Annotated in this window: 14 protein-coding genes and 1 tRNA gene; 7 read left to right on the top strand and 8 right to left on the bottom strand. The window is 68.6% G+C overall.

Annotated elements, in window-relative coordinates; translation table 11 throughout:
* The 3 genes from ACFE65_RS14505 to ACFE65_RS14495 form a co-directional block, all read left to right on the top strand.
* On the top strand, window positions 1-270 hold a 270-nt coding region (locus tag ACFE65_RS14505; RefSeq protein ID WP_375383081.1), incomplete at its 5' end, for a hypothetical protein.
* An 86-nt stretch (window positions 271-356) separates the two neighbouring features.
* Window positions 357-2,006 carry a histidine ammonia-lyase gene (gene hutH, locus ACFE65_RS14500; RefSeq protein WP_375383080.1) on the top strand — a complete coding sequence of 550 codons (1,650 nt, stop codon included), beginning with the start codon at window positions 357-359 and terminating at the stop codon, window positions 2,004-2,006.
* A 113-nt stretch (window positions 2,007-2,119) separates the two neighbouring features.
* Window positions 2,120-4,456 carry a putative bifunctional diguanylate cyclase/phosphodiesterase gene (locus ACFE65_RS14495; protein WP_375383079.1) on the top strand — a complete coding sequence of 779 codons (2,337 nt, stop codon included), beginning with the start codon at window positions 2,120-2,122 and terminating at the stop codon, window positions 4,454-4,456.
* A gap of 115 nt (window positions 4,457-4,571) precedes the next feature.
* Here ACFE65_RS14495 and ACFE65_RS14490 read toward each other — a convergent pair whose 3' ends face one another.
* From ACFE65_RS14490 to ACFE65_RS14480, 3 genes are all read right to left on the bottom strand, one after another.
* Entirely contained in the window at window positions 4,572-6,626 is a 2,055-nt protein-coding gene (locus tag ACFE65_RS14490) for a prolyl oligopeptidase family serine peptidase (protein WP_375383078.1), read from the bottom strand.
* Complete coding sequence (locus ACFE65_RS14485) at window positions 6,623-8,329, bottom strand: S10 family peptidase (RefSeq protein WP_375383077.1); 1,707 nt, start codon at window positions 8,327-8,329, stop codon at window positions 6,623-6,625. Before ACFE65_RS14485 ends, ACFE65_RS14490 begins: the two co-directional genes overlap by 4 nt.
* A gap of 407 nt (window positions 8,330-8,736) precedes the next feature.
* Window positions 8,737-9,039 carry a hypothetical protein gene (locus tag ACFE65_RS14480; RefSeq protein WP_375383076.1) on the bottom strand — a complete coding sequence of 101 codons (303 nt, stop codon included), beginning with the start codon at window positions 9,037-9,039 and terminating at the stop codon, window positions 8,737-8,739.
* 241 nt (window positions 9,040-9,280) lie between these two features.
* Here ACFE65_RS14480 and ACFE65_RS14475 point away from each other — a divergent pair, with 241 nt between their 5' ends.
* A complete protein-coding gene (locus tag ACFE65_RS14475) occupies window positions 9,281-10,888 on the top strand; it encodes a M28 family peptidase (RefSeq protein WP_375383075.1) in 1,608 nt (535 codons plus the stop codon).
* 21 nt (window positions 10,889-10,909) lie between these two features.
* Here the strand turns inward: ACFE65_RS14475 and ACFE65_RS14470 are convergent, their stop codons facing one another.
* The 5 genes from ACFE65_RS14470 to ACFE65_RS14450 form a co-directional block, all read right to left on the bottom strand.
* Entirely contained in the window at window positions 10,910-12,754 is a 1,845-nt protein-coding gene (locus ACFE65_RS14470) for a DUF885 family protein (protein WP_375383074.1), read from the bottom strand.
* Between the two features lie 22 nt (window positions 12,755-12,776).
* Complete coding sequence (locus tag ACFE65_RS14465; RefSeq protein WP_375383073.1) at window positions 12,777-13,241, bottom strand: hypothetical protein; 465 nt, start codon at window positions 13,239-13,241, stop codon at window positions 12,777-12,779.
* Window positions 13,242-13,464: 223 nt separating this feature from the next.
* A tRNA-Lys gene (locus ACFE65_RS14460) sits at window positions 13,465-13,540 on the bottom strand.
* 101 nt (window positions 13,541-13,641) lie between these two features.
* Entirely contained in the window at window positions 13,642-14,103 is a 462-nt protein-coding gene (locus tag ACFE65_RS14455) for a DUF1465 family protein (protein WP_375383072.1), read from the bottom strand.
* Between the two features lie 100 nt (window positions 14,104-14,203).
* A complete protein-coding gene (locus ACFE65_RS14450) occupies window positions 14,204-14,401 on the bottom strand; it encodes a DUF465 domain-containing protein (protein ID WP_375383071.1) in 198 nt (65 codons plus the stop codon).
* A 168-nt stretch (window positions 14,402-14,569) separates the two neighbouring features.
* Here ACFE65_RS14450 and ACFE65_RS14445 point away from each other — a divergent pair, with 168 nt between their 5' ends.
* From ACFE65_RS14445 to ACFE65_RS14435, 3 genes are all read left to right on the top strand, one after another.
* The gene (locus tag ACFE65_RS14445; protein ID WP_375383070.1) at window positions 14,570-14,725 is read left to right on the top strand and encodes a DUF465 domain-containing protein; all 156 of its coding nucleotides are present in this window, start codon (window positions 14,570-14,572) and stop codon (window positions 14,723-14,725) included.
* A gap of 46 nt (window positions 14,726-14,771) precedes the next feature.
* Window positions 14,772-15,314 carry a GNAT family N-acetyltransferase gene (locus ACFE65_RS14440; RefSeq protein WP_375383069.1) on the top strand — a complete coding sequence of 181 codons (543 nt, stop codon included), beginning with the start codon at window positions 14,772-14,774 and terminating at the stop codon, window positions 15,312-15,314.
* An 83-nt stretch (window positions 15,315-15,397) separates the two neighbouring features.
* Complete coding sequence (locus ACFE65_RS14435; protein WP_375383068.1) at window positions 15,398-16,867, top strand: M23 family metallopeptidase; 1,470 nt, start codon at window positions 15,398-15,400, stop codon at window positions 16,865-16,867.
* Window position 16,868 lies beyond the last annotated feature (1 nt).

Genomic DNA, 16,868 nt, shown 5'->3' with positions numbered 1-16,868 from the left:
CATAACCCCTCTGAATCAGCGATCGCGCTCATCCGCAAGGGGGTGAGTAATTACTCCGCTGATCCCCGACTCGACGTGGTTGAAGCGCAGCACCTTGCCCTGCTGATCGACCATGATCGCGCCGAACGGCAGCAGCTCGGCGCGCGACGGATCTTCCGCGAGGCGGTTTTCGAGATCATCCGATCCGAACTTGATCATTTCCATGCAGCGGTCTTTCGGCTTTCAGGCGTTGTGACCGTCAATGCCGCAAGATCGTTGACCAACCACTAACTGCAACGCCGATTGCGGCCGGTCGTGGTTAACCGCGTCTTCACCGCCTTGCCCTACCGCCACTGCAACGAAGTGGAAGCGGTGTCATGACCATGGCCGATCTGGCGACCCGGACCGTCGACGCGGTGGTGACCGTCGGCGACACCGCCCATCCGATCGGCCTCGACGCGGTCGAGGCGGTGGCGACCGGGGCGGCGCGCGTGGCGATGCATCCCGACGCGGTGCACCGCGCCGTGGCCTCCGAGGCGATGATCGCCCGGCTCGTCGCCGACCGTTGCGCGATCTATGGCGTGACGACCGGATACGGACCGCTCGCCGACAACCACATTGACCCTGCCCAGGGCGCACTGTTGCAGCGAAAGCTGATCTATCACCTGGCCTCGGGCGTCGGTGCCCCGCTGCCGCCTATCGAGGCGCGCGCGATCGTGTTCGCGCGCCTGGTCACGCTGTCGCAGGGCCTGTCGGCGGTTCGCCCGCACCTGCTCCAATGGCTGTGCGCCCTGTTGAACAGCGGCCTCGCGCCGATCATCCCCGAAAAGGGCACGGTAGGCGCGAGCGGCGACCTGACCCCGCTGGCGCATATGGCGCTCGCGTTCATGGGCGAGGGCGCGTTCTGGCGGTCGGGCCTGCCCACGCCAGCAGCGGCCGTCCTCGCTGGCAAAGCTATCAAACCGATCACGTTGGAGAATAAGGAAGGGCTGGCGCTCGTCAACGGCACGTCGGCGATGGCCGGGATCGCCGCGCTGAACGGCGTGCGTGCGCGTCGCCTGCTGCGGATCGCGGCGTTGCTGACGACCGCCCATGCCGAATTGCTCGGAGGTCACCGCGCCGCATGGCATCCGCTCACCGCGGTCGCGCGTCCGCATCCTGGCCAGCGCCGCGCCGCCGCGCTGCTGTGGGCGCTGACGCACGATGCGCCGCGGCTGATACCCTTCGCGCCGCTGCCCGGCCGCATCGCCGCCGCGGCCGAGGATGGCGTGGCGCACGCCCAGATGCTGCCGCAGGATGCCTACAGCATCCGCTGTGCCCCGCAGCTGCTGGGCGCGATCGACGACATGCTCGTCCACCATGATCGGATCGTCGAGATCGAATTGTCGTCCGTCACGGACAACCCGCTGGTCTTCGCCGAGGAGGAAACGATCCTGCATGCCGGCAACTTCTTTGGCCAGCATGTCTCGTTCGCGTCCGACTCGCTCCACAACGCGGTCGTGATGCTGGGAGTGTGGAGCGAGCGACAGATCGCCCGGTTGACCGACGCGTCGCTCAACGCCGGTCTGCCGCCATTCCTGCAGGGCAACGCGACGGGGTTGAACAGCGGCTTCATGGGCGCGCAGGTGACCGCCTCGGCGCTGGTGGCCGAGATGCGCGCGAAGTCCGCGCCCGCCTCGATCCAGTCGGTGCCGACCAACGCCAACAATCAGGACGTCGTCACGATGGGCACCATCGCGGCCAGACGCGCGGGCGACGCGCTCGCCGATACCGCGCGCATCCTGGCGATCCAGGCGATGTGCGTGGCCCAGGCGATCGACCTGCGACTGCGGAAGGACGACCGGCCCTTCAGCGTCGCCGCCAGCGCGCTCCACGCCGCTGTCCGCGACCTCAGCCCGTTCCTCGACGAGGACCGCTCCTTGTCGGGCGAGATCGAAGCGGTGGCGAACGCCCTGCTTTCCGGCGCCGCCGAACGCCGGACAGGCGATGGCGAGGACGAACTTCACCGTCAGTTGCGCGGTTTCTGACCACCGATCCGATCATAGATCAGTATTGAGGTCGCTTGGTTTTACATGCCTTTAACGGCCGGCAGCTACTCAATGTCCTTCGATTTCACGCCCGAAATCTGCAGGATGCATCCATGTTCATCGACAATCCGGCCGACTGGATGGCCTCCGGCTTCGCAAGTCCTGGCGAGGCCGCGTCGCTCCATCGCGAGATCGACGACCGGCTCGACGGTATCGCGACGGCGGTGGCGCACGCGACCGGCTGCGACAAAGCGACGATCTATCGACACCATGACGGCGTTCTTCGGCTGGTCGCCGGCAGCGGCCCGGCGACGCTTCAGAGTGGCGCCGTCCTTGCCGGGTTTGCCGACGCCGGCGCGTCGGACTGCTCCGGAGCCATCCGCTACTGCGGGGAGCTGATCGACGGTGAGCGCTGGGCCGACTGTCCCCTCCCGCGCGGCGGCTTCGTGGCCGCCGCGCGGATCGTCTCGGGCGACTCCATCGACGGCATCGTCGCGGTCGCCGGCGACTCGCGGCACGATCCGCTCAGCGCGGCGCAGGCCTATGTGCTGCAAGCCTATGCCGAACTGGCCGGCACCGTGCTGGAACTGCACGCGCTGCGGCAACGTGCGCTTGCGACGGGGACCGACAACTCCGCCGCCATCGCCCGGCTGCGCCTGCTGGAGTCGGTCGCGGTCCATGCCAACGACTCGATCCTCATCACCGAGGCCGAACCGCTTGATCTGCCCGGCCCGCGCATCCTCTACTGCAACGAGGCGTTCACGCGCACCACCGGCTACTCGCTCGAAGAAGTGCTCGGCAAGACGCCGCGCATCCTGCAGGGCCCAAAAACCGACGCCGTCGCGCGCGCGAAGCTGCGTGCCGCCTTCGCCCGGTGGCAGCCGGTCACGGTCGAGCTGACCAACTATCGCAAGGACGGAAGCGAGTTCTGGGTCGAACTGAGTATCGCGCCCGTCGCCAACGACGACGGCTGGTTCACCCACTGGATATCGGTCCAGCGCGACATCACCGAGCGGAAGCATAAGGCGGAGCTGAGCACCCGCGTCCGCATCGCCGAGGTCGAGAACCAGGCGCTCGCGAACGAGATCAGGGACAGGAAGCGGATCGAGGAGCAACTGCTCTACACCGCGTTTCACGACAGCCTGACGAGGCTGCGCAATCGTGCCTTCTTCATGGACCGGCTCAAGAACGTGCTCGACGTCAATCGGCGCGATCCGTCCCTAGCGTGCGCAATCCTTTTCCTGGACCTCGATCGCTTCAAGGTCGTCAACGACAGCCTGGGCCATCTCGCGGGCGAGGTCCTGCTGAAGGAGATCGCCCGGCGGCTGAAGACATGCGTCAGGCCGCAGGACACGCTGGCGCGGATCGGCGGGGACGAGTTCGCGCTCCTCGTCGAGGAAGCGGCCGACCTGGGGGTCCCGATCGCGCTGGCGGAGAGGATCCTTGAAGCCTTGCGGCCACCCGTCCGGGTCGGACGGCAGGATGTGTTTCCCTCGACTAGTATCGGCATCGTCCGGTCGTCATCGCGCGACACGCAACCCGAGGCGCTGATCCGCGACGCCGATATCGCGATGTATGCGGCCAAGCGATCGGGCTTTGGCCAATATGCGATCTTTAGCGAGTCGATGCACGCCGAGGCGACGGCGATGCTGACGCTCCAGTCGGACCTGAAACTGGCGATAGAGCGCCAGGAGTTCGAGGTTGCCTACCAACCGATCGTCGATCCGCAGCGCGGCCTCATCAAGGGGTTCGAGGCGCTGCTGCGCTGGCAGCATCCGACCCGCGGGACCGTCTCGCCCGCCGAGTTCGTGCCCATCGCCGAGGAGATCGGCGTGATCCGCCAGATCGACCGTTGGGTGATGAACGAGGCGTGCGCACAACTCGCGAAATGGCGTGCGCTCTTCCCCGACGCCGACCTCGGCGTCAGCATCAACACGTCGGCCACCGAGTTCAACGATCCGCGCTTCCTGTCCGAACTCAAAGACACCATCGCCCGCTTCTCGCTGCCGCCACGCGCGCTGGAGCTCGAGATCACCGAAAGCATCTTCCTTCATCCCGATCCCAGGATCGAGTCGATCCTGACGGACATCCGCGCGCACGGGGTGCGGATTGGGCTGGACGATTTCGGCACGGGTTATTCCTCGCTCAGCTACCTCAACCGATATCCGACCGACACGATCAAGATCGACCAGTCGTTCATCCGGAGCCTGTGTTCGGACGACCGGACGCTCGCGATCGTGGTCCTCATCATCCAGCTCGCAAGGACGCTCAACGTCGAGGTCGTCGCCGAGGGAGTGGAGACCGAAGAGCAGGCCGAACTGCTGGCGTCGATGAGTTGCTCGCTGGCGCAGGGTTATTTCTTCTCACGCCCGATAACGGCCGTCGCGGCAACCAGCCTCATGTCACATTCCATGACGCTGACCGGAACGCGACAGGACCAGCCATCGTGAGACCTCACGACCGATGGATCACCTGCTTACACCGACACGAACGCCGGCATCGACAGCCAAGATCGGATCAGATTGGGCGCGCGGTTTAAGGCTTGGTCTACTCTCGACTCCGAAGTCAGCGGCTATGGTAACGTTCGAACCAGGCGAGGATAGCCGCGTTTTCTGCGACAAGCTGCGATGGGCGATCCGCCAATCCGCCGTGGCTCGCATTGGGCACGCGGATCAATGCGGTCGGGACCGAGCGGAGCTGGAGCGCCGCATAGAATTGCTCCGCCTCGCTCGGGGGCGTGCGATGATCGTCCTCACCGACCATCACCGCCGTGGGCGTCTTCACGTTGCCGACCAGGCTGAGCGGTGACCGGCGCCAATATTGCTCGGGATCCTCCCAGGGCATCTTGCCGAACCAGTAACGCGCCATCGACGTGTACCCGTCCGTCGTCAGCACCTCGCTCGTCCAGTTGATCACCGGTTTCTGCGAGACGGCCGCCTTGAACCGATCGGTCTTCCCGACGATCCACGCCGTCAACAGGCCGCCGCCCGATCCGCCCGTCACGAACAGCGCGGTGCGATCGACGCTCCCGGTGGCGATCGCGGCGTCGACGACGCTCATCAGGTCGTCGTAGTCCTCGCTCGGGTAGTTGTGATGGATGCGGTTCGCGAACGCCTCGCCGTACGACGTCGACCCGCGTGGATTGGCATAGACAACGACATAGCCGGCCGCGGCATAGAGCTGGTCGTCGGTCGACCAGACCGGCCCATAACTCGCGAACGGGCCGCCGTGGATCTCGAGGATCAGCGGGTATTTGCGCGCGGGATCGAAGTCGGGCGGCGTCACCATCCACGCGTCGATCGGCAACCCGCCGGCGGACGAGATCACCCTCAGCGGCCTGACCGCGGCGAGCGTCTTCCCGGCGAACAGCTCTTGATCGAGATCGGTCAGGCGTCGCAAAGCGCCGCCCCGCCCGGCGATCGCAATGTCGCCGGGATGCGTCGCATCGCCTGCGATGACCGCGACGGTGCCGTTCCTCGCGACGCTGAAGTCGCCGCTCGAATAGGGCCGGTCGAGCTCGCCGCCGGCCAGCCCGTCGGCGACGACCGATACGGTTCCGTCGATACCGACACGCGCCACCTTGGTGGGGCCGTGATCCGCGAACTTCACGAAAATCGCGCGACTGTCACCGGACCAGACGGGATTTTGCACGTCCCGGTCCAGGCCCGTCGTCAGCACAAGCAAACCGCTGCCGTCGGCGTTCATGACGGACAGGACATGGTTCTGGTAACCGAGCAGCTTGTCGTCGAACCCGACGAACGCGATCAGCTTGCCGTCCGGCGAGGCCGTGGGTTGCTCGTCCGGGCCGAAGCGGGTCGTCAGTTGGTGCAGCGCACCGGTAGCGGCATCGACGGTGAAGATGTCGGAGTTCAGGGGCTCACGATCCGGATCCTTGCCGTGGTTCGTCGAGATCAGCAGGCGACGACCATCCGCCGTCCAGGCCACCTTGCGGCCGTCGTCGTAGGAGCCGAAGGTCAGCTGGCGCGCCGCCCCGCCATCGGCCGATACCACGAAGACGTGGTTGTACCCGGGCTTTAGATAGCCCTCGCCATCCTCCCGGTAGTGGACTTGGCCGATGATGGTCAGCGGCTCGGCCCATTTCGCGCCGTCGGGCTTCGTGGCCGGGACACCCAGCTTGGCGCCGTCGCCCGGGACGAACATGGTGAAGCCGATCATTTGCCCATCGGGTGACCAGGCGATGTCGAGCGGGCTGTCGGGCAAGGCGGTGATCGCCGCGCTCGCGCCCGTGTCCATCCACTTGACCCAGATCTGCGGTTTCTGCCCCTCGGTCGCCGCCGCGAACGCAAGACGCGTACCGTCGGGCGACCAGCGCGGCCGGGAGCTGCCCGCGACGCCCAGCGGGGTCTGACGGCCGCTCGCCAGATCGACGAGCCAGATCTCGCGACGCTCGCCGTCGATCATGATGTCCCCGGTCGCACGCGTATAGGCGACGCGCCGGCCATCGGGGCTGATCTGGGGATCACCGGCCTGCGCCAGCGCGAAGACGTCGCGGGCGGTGAAGACGCGGGACGGACCGACGGCTTCCGGAGCCGTCGGCGCGACCTGTGCGGCGGCGGAGGTGGCGGCAAGGAGGGCGAACAGCAAGGGAGAACGGATCATGGCTGGCCTGCCGTCGTTCGCGCCGTCGCGGTATCGTAGAAGCGGGCGAGGTCCTGCTTCATCGTGTGCAGTGCCTCGGTGTTGAGATAGACCATGTGGCCCGACGGATAATAGGCGAAGTGCAGGTTGGACCGCAGGCTGCGATCGATCTGCATGTGGCCCAGATCATATTCGGTGCCGAAGAACGGCGTCGCCATGTCGTACAGGCCGTTGAGCGAGAGAAGCTGGAGATGCGGGTTCTGCCGCATCGCCGCCGACAGATCGAGTGCCACATCGGCCTCGTTGGTTTGCTCCGCGCCGCGGGCGCCGGGCGGCCGATGATCAAAGCTCCATTTCAGCTTCGACGAGTAATAGGTCGGACGGTAGACGAGATCGGTCTGGTACTTGAGGTCGTGCGACAGATAATGGTGGAAGCTCGACACGAAGGCGCCCGTGATGCCCGTGTCGGAGGCGTCATACTCGGGCGCATCGCCGCTCGCGTCCACGTCGATCCCCTCGAAGCGGGCGTCGTAGCGGCCCAGCGTCCGACGCTGGTCGCGCAGCAGTTCCTTGCGGAAGCCCGACGCCGGGACGCGGAGGTCGTGATCGAGGATGTAGCGGGTGGAAAGGCCGGTGTAGGCGGACATCTGCGCGGCGATGGCCTGCCGCTGGTCGTCGGGCAGGTCCTGGCCGCGCGCCAGTGCCTGGGCAAAGGGACCCCGGGTCCAGTCGCGCACCTGCGCCAGGAACGCGGGAAGGTCGGCCGGCTGGGTGGGCAAGCGATGGTGGTAGGCGGCGATGGCGGCATAGGTCGGCAGGTAGTTGATCAGGTCCTGGTCCAAGCCCGGCGCGCGCCGCCCGTAATTCAGGATCGAGGATAGGAGGATAACGCCGTTGAGCTGCGCGCCGTCCTGCGCGAGGCGATAGGACAGGCCTGCCGACCGCGTGGTGCCATAGCTTTCGCCGAGCAGGAACTTCGGGCTGTTCCAGCGATCGTTCACCGTCAGGTAGCGCTCGATCGCCCGGGCGAAGACGTCGATGTCGGGATCAGTGCCCCAGAACTTCTGGAGCGAGGTGTCGCCCAGGGGACGGGAAAAGCCCGCGCCCATCGCATCGATGAAGACCAGATCGGACTTGTCGAGCAGGCTGTCGTCGTTGGCGACCATCTGAAACGGCGCGCCGGTGGTGGATTGCGGGCTGTCGGTGCGGACCCGCAGCGGTGCGATCGAGCCCATGTGCAGCCACATCGACGACGATCCCGGCCCGCCGTTGTAGATGAACGTCACGGGACGATCGCCGTCGCGCGTCTTCCCGTCCGCCGTATAGGCGACGTAGAACATGCTCGCGACGGGCTTGCCGTCGTCATCGCGGACGGTGAGCGTGCCGGCGGTGGCGAGATAGTCGATGCCGCGGCCGTTGATCGTGGTCGCATGACGCGTCGTCGATCGCGCCTCGCGGATCGGGGCGGTGGCGATGTCCTGGTCGCCGAGCTTGGCGAGCCGCGCCTTCTCCGCGCGCGCGGTCCCGCTGGGGAGCGTTTCGGTACGATCATCGCGACCAGGCTCGTCGCGGGGGGCAGAGCGCTCCTGGCCTGTGTCGGCGTCGCCGGTATCGGTCGCGGCCTTCGCAGGGGAGGTGGAGACCTGCGCATCCCCCTGGGCATCAATCGGTCCCGATACGGACAGCAGGATCGCGGAACAGACGACGGGCGCGAGCAAACGCATGGGACCTCCTGGCGGGACGACGATGGTTCGGATTGAAGACTGAAACCGGTCAAATCAGCGGGACGATGGCCGATTATGGACGTGGAAGAAACCGTGACTTCGCGGTCCGCAAGCCCGCGCGCCAGACAGCAGCTTCACCTTCATGACACTTGGTCCGCCCCGCTATTACCCCAGAGCTTAGGCGGTGTGCGCCCGGTATCGCAAGACCGACCCACCCGGTTCTTGCGTCGCCGGTCACGACCGGACGGACGGCCGCACGTCATCGCCTGGTCGTACAACGGTCCCGACGGACGTGCGACATCGGCCGCGACCCGCGCGCGCGCCAGGCGGGCCGAAGAGGCGCGCGGGACCAGCGCGAGCGCGCGGTCGAACGACCGGTTCGCGGCGGTTAGGTCGCTGACCAGCCGCTACGCCGCTCCCAACGTCTGCCAGGCCTTTGCCGACTGCGGCACGCTCATGGCCAGATCGACCAGCATCTCGATCGCCGCCGGTAGCCGGTCGTGACCCAGCAGCATCAGGGCAAGGCGCAGCGTGAGGGGCGGCGTGGTCGCGGGCGCGCACCCGATTACCGGATGGTAGAGCGCGACGGCACCCGCATCGTCGCCGCTCGCGACGGCCTGATCGGCCCTCGCGGCCAGCGGACCTGCGTCGACCGCGGCTCCTGCAACGCCCGAGACGGCGCCGCTCCGATCGCGATGGTTGCCGTACATACGGGAGCCGCTCCCTGTTGCCTGCCGTTCATGCCGGGTGCGGTTGCGATCCGCAATCAGTCTCGTCTGCCCCCGGCGGCGCCCCCGTGGCCAGACGCTGCGGCGCGTCGGCTCGGCGGGCCATCCGCCTGCCCTGCCCTGTTATTGGGCTTGCGAAGAAGCGGCGCGCGTCTGACAGTCGGATGATCGAGGACGTTCCTGCGGGCGATGCGGGTCGCGTCGCTTCATCCGGGGGGCTTGCATGTCGTTGCTTTTCTTGTTGGCCGCAGGAGCCGCGGTGGCGGCGCAGCCCACCTCGCCCGCACGATTGTCCGACACCGTCCGGGTGCTCGCCTCCGACCGGTTCGAGGGCCGCGCGCCCGGAACGCCCGGCGAGGCGCTGACGGTCGACTATCTGATCGCGCGGCTCAAGGCGCTCGGGCTCGAGCCTGGGGCGGCGGACGGGGGGTGGACGCAGACGGTGCCGGTCGTCCGCACCCAGCTCGGTAACGGCGCGATGGCGGTGCGCGGACCCGGCGGCCGCGCGATGCCGCTGGAGCAGGGCACGGACGCCTACGTCGCCACCGTCCGGTCGGTCGACCGGGTCGAGATCGCGAACGCGCCGCTGGTGTTCGTCGGCTATGGCGTCACCGCGCCCGAGCGCGGCTGGGATGATTTCAAGGGCGTCGATCTGCACGGCAAGGTGGCGATCTTCCTGGTCAACGATCCCGACTTCGGCGCCGCGCCGGGCGACGACGCGGCGGGGCGTTTCGGCGGCAGGCTGATGACCTATTATGGCCGCTGGACGTACAAGTTCGAGGAGGCGGCGCGGCGCGGCGCGGTTGGTGCGCTGATCGTGCACAACGCGGTCGGCGCGGGTTACGGCTGGAGCACCGTCATCGCGCCGCGTGGCGAGAGCTATGACCTGGCGGGCGCAGGCGACCGGGTTGCGCTGCAAGGCTGGCTGAGCGCCGACGCGGCCCGGCGGCTGTTCGCCGATGCCGGGCTCGACCTCGCGACGCTCACCAAACGGGCGCGCAGCATGGCGTTCCGGCCCGTCGAGCTGGCCGGCCGGACCTTCTCCGCTCAATTCGCGGTCCGGCACGAGGCGCTGGAGACCCGAAACGTGCTCGCCAAGATCACTGGCCGGACCCGTCCGGGCGAGGTGGTGATGTATGGCGCACACTGGGACGCGTATGGCCGCGCGCCCGACGGCGCGATCCGGCGGGGCGCGAACGACGACGGGCTGGGCGTCGCGGGCCTGCTGGAGATCGCGCGCGCGTTCGAGGCGGGCCCGCGGCCCGACCGTACGGTCGCGTTCGGCTTTTGGACGGGCGAGGAGCGCGGGCTGCTCGGCTCGGAGTTCTATGCCGAGCATCCCGCCTTCGCGCCCGCGCGGACGGTGGCGGACGTCACGCTGGACATCCTGCAGGCGGGCGGCGCGTCACGCGACGTGCTGCTGGTGGGCGCGGGGCAGGACGATCTGGAGGGCGACCTCGCGGTCGCGGCGCGCGCGCAGGGGCGGACGGTCACGCCCGAGACGCTGCCCGAGCGCGGGTTGTTCTACCGCGCCGACCATTTCTCGCTCGCCAAGCGCGGCGTGCCCACCCTGCTGTTCATGGCGATCAGCGGCGCGCCCGACCTGGTCGTCGGCGGCCGCACGGCGGGGCAGGCGTGGCTCGACGGTTACATGGCCTGCTACCATCAGGCCTGCGATCAGTGGCAGACGGACTGGCCGCTCGCCGGCGCGGCCCAGGACGTCGATCTGGCCTATGCGGTCGGCCACGGCCTCGCCTTCTCGTCGCGCTGGCCGCGGTGGAGCGCGACGTCGGAGTTCCGGGCCGCGCGCGAGCAGAGCCAACGTCCGTAGGCTCGGGCCTGAGGCTTGAAGCTAGACCGGCGTGCTCGCGATCCATTGCTCGCCCGTCTGGCGCAGCACGTCGAGCGGCAGCCGCCCGTTCGCCAGCACCGCGCGATGGAAAGCCTTGAGGTCGAATGCCGCGCCCTGCCGCGCCTTCGCCTTGTCCCTCAGGTCGACGAAGGTCGAATGACCCAGCTTGTAGCTGCACGCCTGACCGGGCGTCGCGCAATAGCGTTCGACCTCGCGCGTGGCGAAGCCCGGCGCCTCACCATCGCCGTCGACGAATCGCGCGATCGCCTGCTCGCGCGTCCAGCGCAGATGGTGGATGCCGGTATCCACCACGCACCGGTTGGCGCGGAAGAGCTGGAACTTGAGGTAGCCCAGCCGGCCCAGCGGGTCGTCGTCGTACGTCCCGAGCTCGTCGGCGAGCTGCTCGGCATACAGCGCCCAGCCTTCCGCATAACCTGAGAAGCCGCTTACCTTGCGGATGGTCGGCAGCCGCGTGTTGGCGAGCGCAAGGCCGCCTTCCAGCTGATGGCCGGGCAGCCCCTCGTGATACACGGTCGTCGAGAGGCAGAACTTGGGCCATTCCGCGCTGTCGTGCAGGTTGAAGTAGACGAGGCCCGGACGCGAGCCGTCGATCGCGGGTGATTGCGAGAAGGCGGAGGCGGCGCCCGCCTCCGTCTGCGGCGGCACCCGGCGCACTTCGAATGCATAAGGCGGCAGCGCGTCGAAGGCGAGCGGCAGCCTGGTACGGATCGCAGCCAGCCGTTCGTTGCAATAGGCGATCGCGCGTTCCTTGCCCGCGTCCGTGTCCGGATAGAGCTGGCCGGGATCGCGGTAGAGCACCGCCATCCGCTGGCCCACCGTGCCGCGCGTCATCCCCTGCGCCTTCAGCAGCGCGTCCAGCCGACTGGTCAGCGCCGCGGCCTGGTCGAGGCCGAACCGATGGACCTCGTCCGGCGACAGGCTGGCGGTCGTGGTGGTGCGCAGCGCGGTCTCATAGAAGGCCGCCCCCTCCGGCAGCTTCCACACGCCCGCTCGCGCGTCGGCGGTCGCCCGCAACGCGTGGGTAGCGGCGATCTGCCGGTCGAGCGCCGGCAGCACCTCGCCCGTGTAGATCGCCGCCGCCTGCCGGGCATAGCCATCGCCCAGCTTCGCCGCTGTCGCGCGCCGCGCGATCGAGGTAACGACCAGCGCGTCCGATGCCGGCTGGCGCGTCTTCGTCATCTGCACCAGCGCGGTGTCGAGCAGGAACGCAGGCGGCACGACGCCCTTGGCCGCATCGTGGCGCATCCGCTGCGTGTTCGCGTCGATCTCGCCGGCGAAGGCGCGCAGCCGCAGCAGGTAAGCGTCCGCATCGGCCCGCGTCTCGATCCGGTGCTTCGTGTCGAGGAAGTCGGGAACGGACTGATAGGCGCCGGTCAGCTGGCTGATGACATAGGGTGACGGGCCGTAGGACGCGGCGCCGAAGTCGAACGCCTGCACGGCGGCGGCGGAGCGCCGCGTGTAGAGCACCACCTCGCGGTCCAGCCGTTCGTCCGGCGAGAGACCCTGGGGATCGATCGCCTCCAGCGCCGCGATGTCCCGCGCGGTCTGGGTACGCTGCGCTGCGCGGCCGGCGTCCGACATGTCGGTGAGCTTCGCGCGCAGGTCGGCGTTCGCGCCCTTGTCGAGCCCGAGCTGGGTCGCGGTCTCCGGGCTGAGGCGAAGCTGCGCGGCGAAGATCGCGTCGAACGTCGGCGCGAGCGCCGTGTCGGTCGCGGGCGCCGTGGCTGCCGCCCAGGCCGCGGGCGCGCAAGCCAGGCCCGCGCTCGCCGCCGCCCCGCCCAGCACCGTGCGTCGCGTGAGATCCCTCTTCGTCGATCCGGTCACGTCATTCTCCATCGCCGTCGTCTCAGCCCGCCGCCCGACCGTCCTGCCGCCAGTCCGTGCCGCCGCCCGATCCATGAGCGCGCGCAGCACGCCCCGCTCGCCGGGCGTGAGCCCGGGATGCCACACGCCCCCGATCAGCACCACCCGCACCCGGTCCGATAGAGAACACCGGATGGGGCGCGCGCGCCGGCACGTCCGCGACCGGCAGCGTGGTCCAAGCCGCCATCGTCTCGGACAGGTGTCGGCGCCGCGGGTCGGCACGCCGCGGCGCTCCCAGTGGCGCGAACGGTTGAGCGCGCGCCCAACGGTCGAGCGGCGCGCCGTCAGGATGGTCGCCATAGGGCTCTCCGATTTCGTCGGCGGCCATCAGCGCCTGATACTCCCGTAGATATGTCCCGACCTGCGCGGCAACGGTCGACAGCTGCGGGAACAGCGCGGGATCGAAATAGTCGGGCCGATTAAGACCCGGCAGCACGGCGGTCGACATGCCGGCGCGTTGGAGACAAGCACAGAAACTTGGGTCCGCCAGCAGGATGAAGTGAGTCAGAATGTTGGCGATGAGTGCGAAGGGCGGATCGATCTTGAAGCGGCACTGCAGCTATGGCGTCGCAACGTTCCTGTAACCGATTGTTGGTTCCGCTCCAGCAGGGGGCAGCGAACACTTGAGACTAGGTCTCATGAACCAAAAGCGATCAGCTCGGGAAAGATTTTGGTGGACGCACTTGGGCTCGAACCAAGGACCCGCTGATTAAGAGTCAGCTGCTCTACCAACTGAGCTATGCGTCCATGACCTGACGGGAACGCCTCTGCGGAAGCGCCCCGCGATCGGGAAGCGGGCCGTTAGCATCCTCGCGGCGGATTGCAAAGCCTGATTGGCCCCGCCCGCCTCAAAACGCGGTCGCGAGCCGGTCCTGCATCGACCGGGCGGGGCTCTCGACGCGGGTCGGCGCCACCTGCGCGCGGTCGAGGCGCGCGACGCGGCGGTGCAGGTCTTCGCTCGCTCCCACGAGTGCGAGCGCGGATCGCGGCAGGTCGGCAAGCACCGCATGGTCGCTGACGGGCGCGTCGCCCAGACGCCGCGATGGATCGAGCGCGTCGCGCATCGGCAGCTCGCCCGCCATCACCGCGCGTTGCGTCAGCAGCCAGGCGATCACGTGCATCAGCCGCGTCGTCACCTTGAGCGATTCACAGGAGAAGGCCACGCGCGTCAACGGCGACAGCGCGTCGCGCTCGGCCTGGCCACCCTCGTCGAAATAGCTGCGGGCTTCGTCGGCGAGCAACATCGCGTCCGTGTACAGCCGGTCGATCAGCCGCTGTCGCAACCGCAAGTCGTGAAGTTCCTTCATCATTTCCCGACGTTGGCACGAACCGGGTTGCCGTCGCCAGCGGCCCGGGCCTGCGTCACGGCCGGAGTGTCCCAAACCGGTCCGGGTCGGCGGGACCGATCGATCATGCGATGATGTCGGGCACGAGCTCGTCGCCCAGGAACGCGATCTCGTCGCGCAGCCGGAGCTTGCGCTTCTTCAATCGCGCGAGCTGAAGCTGGTCGGTGGATCCGCCCGCTCCCAGCGCGGCGATCGCCGCGTCGAGGTCCCGATGCTCGGTCCGCAGCGCCTCGATCCGGCGCGCGATCTGCTCGTCATCCATGATCTACCCCCGGGGTCGCGCTGTAGCGCACCAGACTGGTTCCGGGCGAGCCAAAACGGCTCGACCCGGGAAACCGGTGTTTCGACGCAGTCCCGTCATACGATGGCGACCTTTCCGCGCATTCGTGATTTACTCCCATCGGCACCACACGCGAGGAGAACCTTTCCGATGCACACCGCGCACCAAACGGCCCTTCAGGCCAAGCACGCCGGGCTCGATCGACGCATCGCCGAGGAAGAGCATCGCCCGCTGCCCGACCAAGTCGTGCTGCACGACCTGAAGAAGCAGAAGCTGAAGCTGAAGGAAGAGATCGGCACCGCCTGACGCACCACCGCCGGCATCGGCTTCTATCCGAAAGGCTGCCTCACCGATGCCGGTCCTGACCGTGCGACCTTATTACCTCGCCGATCGCAGGCACGCGTTGGCGATCTTCGACTCCAACCTGCCGGAGTATTTCGGGCCGGGCGAGCGGGCATGGTTTGCGGAATCGCTCGACGATCTCGACGGCCCCGCCGTGATCCTGGCGATCGACGGCGACCCGGTCGCGTTCGGCGGCTGGGAGGTATGGGATCACTACGACAAGGCGCTGCTGTGCTGGGGCATGGTGCATCGCGGCTGCCATGCGCTGGGTCTGGGCAAGCTGCTGCTGTTCGAGCGCGTGCTGGGCATCGCGTGCGGGACGCCGGCCACCCGATATGTGACCGTGGACACCTCGCCGCTCGTCGCCCCGTTCTTCATCCACTGCGGGTTCGAGCAGACCAGCGTCTGGCCCGCGGGCTACCGATCGGGAATGGACATGCACGAACTGCGTCTCGACCTCGCCCGCACGAGCATCGCCGCGCTGACGACGGCGCGCGACGAGGCCTTGGCGCGCGCGCAGGAGCGGGTGGACGGGGCGGCCGGCAAGGCGTGAACGGCCGGTCAACCTTTTGGCGGCATCACTCCGACTGAACGCGGCGCCATCGACGGCATCGTGGCCAGGACGCGGCGCCCACGATGTACCTTCGCGATCGACAGGACTGGGAACCGGCCCTCGCCAGCGGCGACGCCAGGACGTTCGGGCGCGCCGCCGGGCAGGCGCGGTCCATCGTCCCGGAGCCGATCGCCGGTGACGGAAGCTGGATCGTCGACCTCGCCGTCGACGTCGGCTCGCCGGCCTGGTGGCGGGGCCTCGTCACCTGTCTGTTTCTGCTCGCGGACGCCTGGCTGCTGACCCCGCGTCCGGCACCGATGGCGGACGACGTCCCCGCACCGCTCGTCGCGAGCGAGGACCGGCTGGCGCGGTCGGTGGCCATCGCGCCGCTCGGCCGCGGCGGCGAAGGGGGACGGCGCAGCGCCCCCACCGCCCTTGCCGTGCCCCTCGCCCACGCACCCGAGCGTGCGCAGGTGCAGGCAGCGGCGATCCTCGGCGCCGGCGACACGATCGACCGGTTGCTGCTGAGGATAGGCGCAGGCGACGAGGACGCGCGCGCCGCCGCCGCGCTGGTGGCGGGCGCAGCGGGTCCCCTGCCCTCCGGGCTGCCGGTCGAGGTGACGCTGGGCAGTCGGCCCGATCTTCTCCACCCGCGCCCGCTCGTCCGGCTGACGCTGCGGGCGCGCCCCGATCTGGTGGTGACGATCCGTCGCGCGGGCGGCCGGCTCGTCCCGATCCGCCAGGCGATCGCGATCGATCGGACGCCCGTCAGGCTCGGCGGCGCGGCGGGCACGGGTCTGTACGAGGCGATCCGCGCCGCTGGCGTGCCCGCCGAGGCGGCGGCCGAGTATCTGAAGGCGATCGCCTCGCGCGTGCCGTTCGGCGAGGTCGCCGCCACCGACGCCTTCGACCTCGTGATCGAGCGCGAGCGCGCCGCCAGCGGTGAGACACGCTGGGGTCGGCTGCTGTTCGCAGGCTTCGGCGAGGGCGCGCATCAGTTGCGGCTCGTGCGCTGGAACATGGACGGCAAACCGGGCGGCGATCAGGACGGCTGGTACGATGCCGACGGTCAGATGCAGCGGCAGGGCTCGCTCGGCATGCCGGTCGCGGGGCACATCACCTCGGGCTTTGGCATGCGGTTCCACCCGATCCTCGGGTTTTCCCGGATGCACAAGGGGATCGACATCAGCGCGCCGGTCGGCACGCCCGTGTTCGCGGTGATCGACGGCACGGTACTCTCGGCCAGATGGAGCGGCGGCTACGGCAATTTCATCCGCCTCGCGCATGGCGGCGGGATGACCAGCGGCTATGGACACCTCAGCCGGATCGCGGTGCAGGCGGGCCAGGCGGTACGGCGCGGGCAGATCATCGGCTACGTCGGCTCTACCGGCCTGTCGACCGGTCCGCACCTCCATTGGGAGATCGCGCGCGGCGGCGTGATGGTGAACCCGCTGCAGATCGCGCAGGCCGGCATCGCGACGCTCGGCGTCACGGCGATGCCCGCCTTCCGGGCGCGGGTCGCGTGGCTGATGGGGTTGAAGCGCGGCGGCTAGG

This window comes from uncultured Sphingomonas sp. (assembly GCF_964237335.1).
GTDB lineage: Bacteria > Pseudomonadota > Alphaproteobacteria > Sphingomonadales > Sphingomonadaceae > Sphingomonas.
This window is presented reverse-complemented; position numbering and strand designations above follow the sequence as displayed.

What these genes read in the sequence shown, in the direction of transcription:
- hutH (WP_375383080.1), top strand. Translation starts at nt 357, where the DNA reads ATGACCATGGCCGATCTGGCGACCCGGACCGTCGACGCGGTGGTGACC.
- ACFE65_RS14495 (WP_375383079.1), top strand. Translation starts at nt 2,120, where the DNA reads ATGTTCATCGACAATCCGGCCGACTGGATGGCCTCCGGCTTCGCAAGT.
- ACFE65_RS14490 (WP_375383078.1), bottom strand. Translation starts at nt 6,626, where the DNA reads ATGATCCGTTCTCCCTTGCTGTTCGCCCTCCTTGCCGCCACCTCCGCC.
- ACFE65_RS14485 (WP_375383077.1), bottom strand. Translation starts at nt 8,329, where the DNA reads ATGCGTTTGCTCGCGCCCGTCGTCTGTTCCGCGATCCTGCTGTCCGTA.
- ACFE65_RS14480 (WP_375383076.1), bottom strand. Translation starts at nt 9,039, where the DNA reads ATGTACGGCAACCATCGCGATCGGAGCGGCGCCGTCTCGGGCGTTGCA.
- ACFE65_RS14475 (WP_375383075.1), top strand. Translation starts at nt 9,281, where the DNA reads ATGTCGTTGCTTTTCTTGTTGGCCGCAGGAGCCGCGGTGGCGGCGCAG.
- ACFE65_RS14465 (WP_375383073.1), bottom strand. Translation starts at nt 13,241, where the DNA reads ATGTCGACCGCCGTGCTGCCGGGTCTTAATCGGCCCGACTATTTCGAT.
- ACFE65_RS14455 (WP_375383072.1), bottom strand. Translation starts at nt 14,103, where the DNA reads ATGATGAAGGAACTTCACGACTTGCGGTTGCGACAGCGGCTGATCGAC.
- ACFE65_RS14450 (WP_375383071.1), bottom strand. Translation starts at nt 14,401, where the DNA reads ATGGATGACGAGCAGATCGCGCGCCGGATCGAGGCGCTGCGGACCGAG.
- ACFE65_RS14445 (WP_375383070.1), top strand. Translation starts at nt 14,570, where the DNA reads ATGCACACCGCGCACCAAACGGCCCTTCAGGCCAAGCACGCCGGGCTC.
- ACFE65_RS14440 (WP_375383069.1), top strand. Translation starts at nt 14,772, where the DNA reads ATGCCGGTCCTGACCGTGCGACCTTATTACCTCGCCGATCGCAGGCAC.
- ACFE65_RS14435 (WP_375383068.1), top strand. Translation starts at nt 15,398, where the DNA reads ATGTACCTTCGCGATCGACAGGACTGGGAACCGGCCCTCGCCAGCGGC.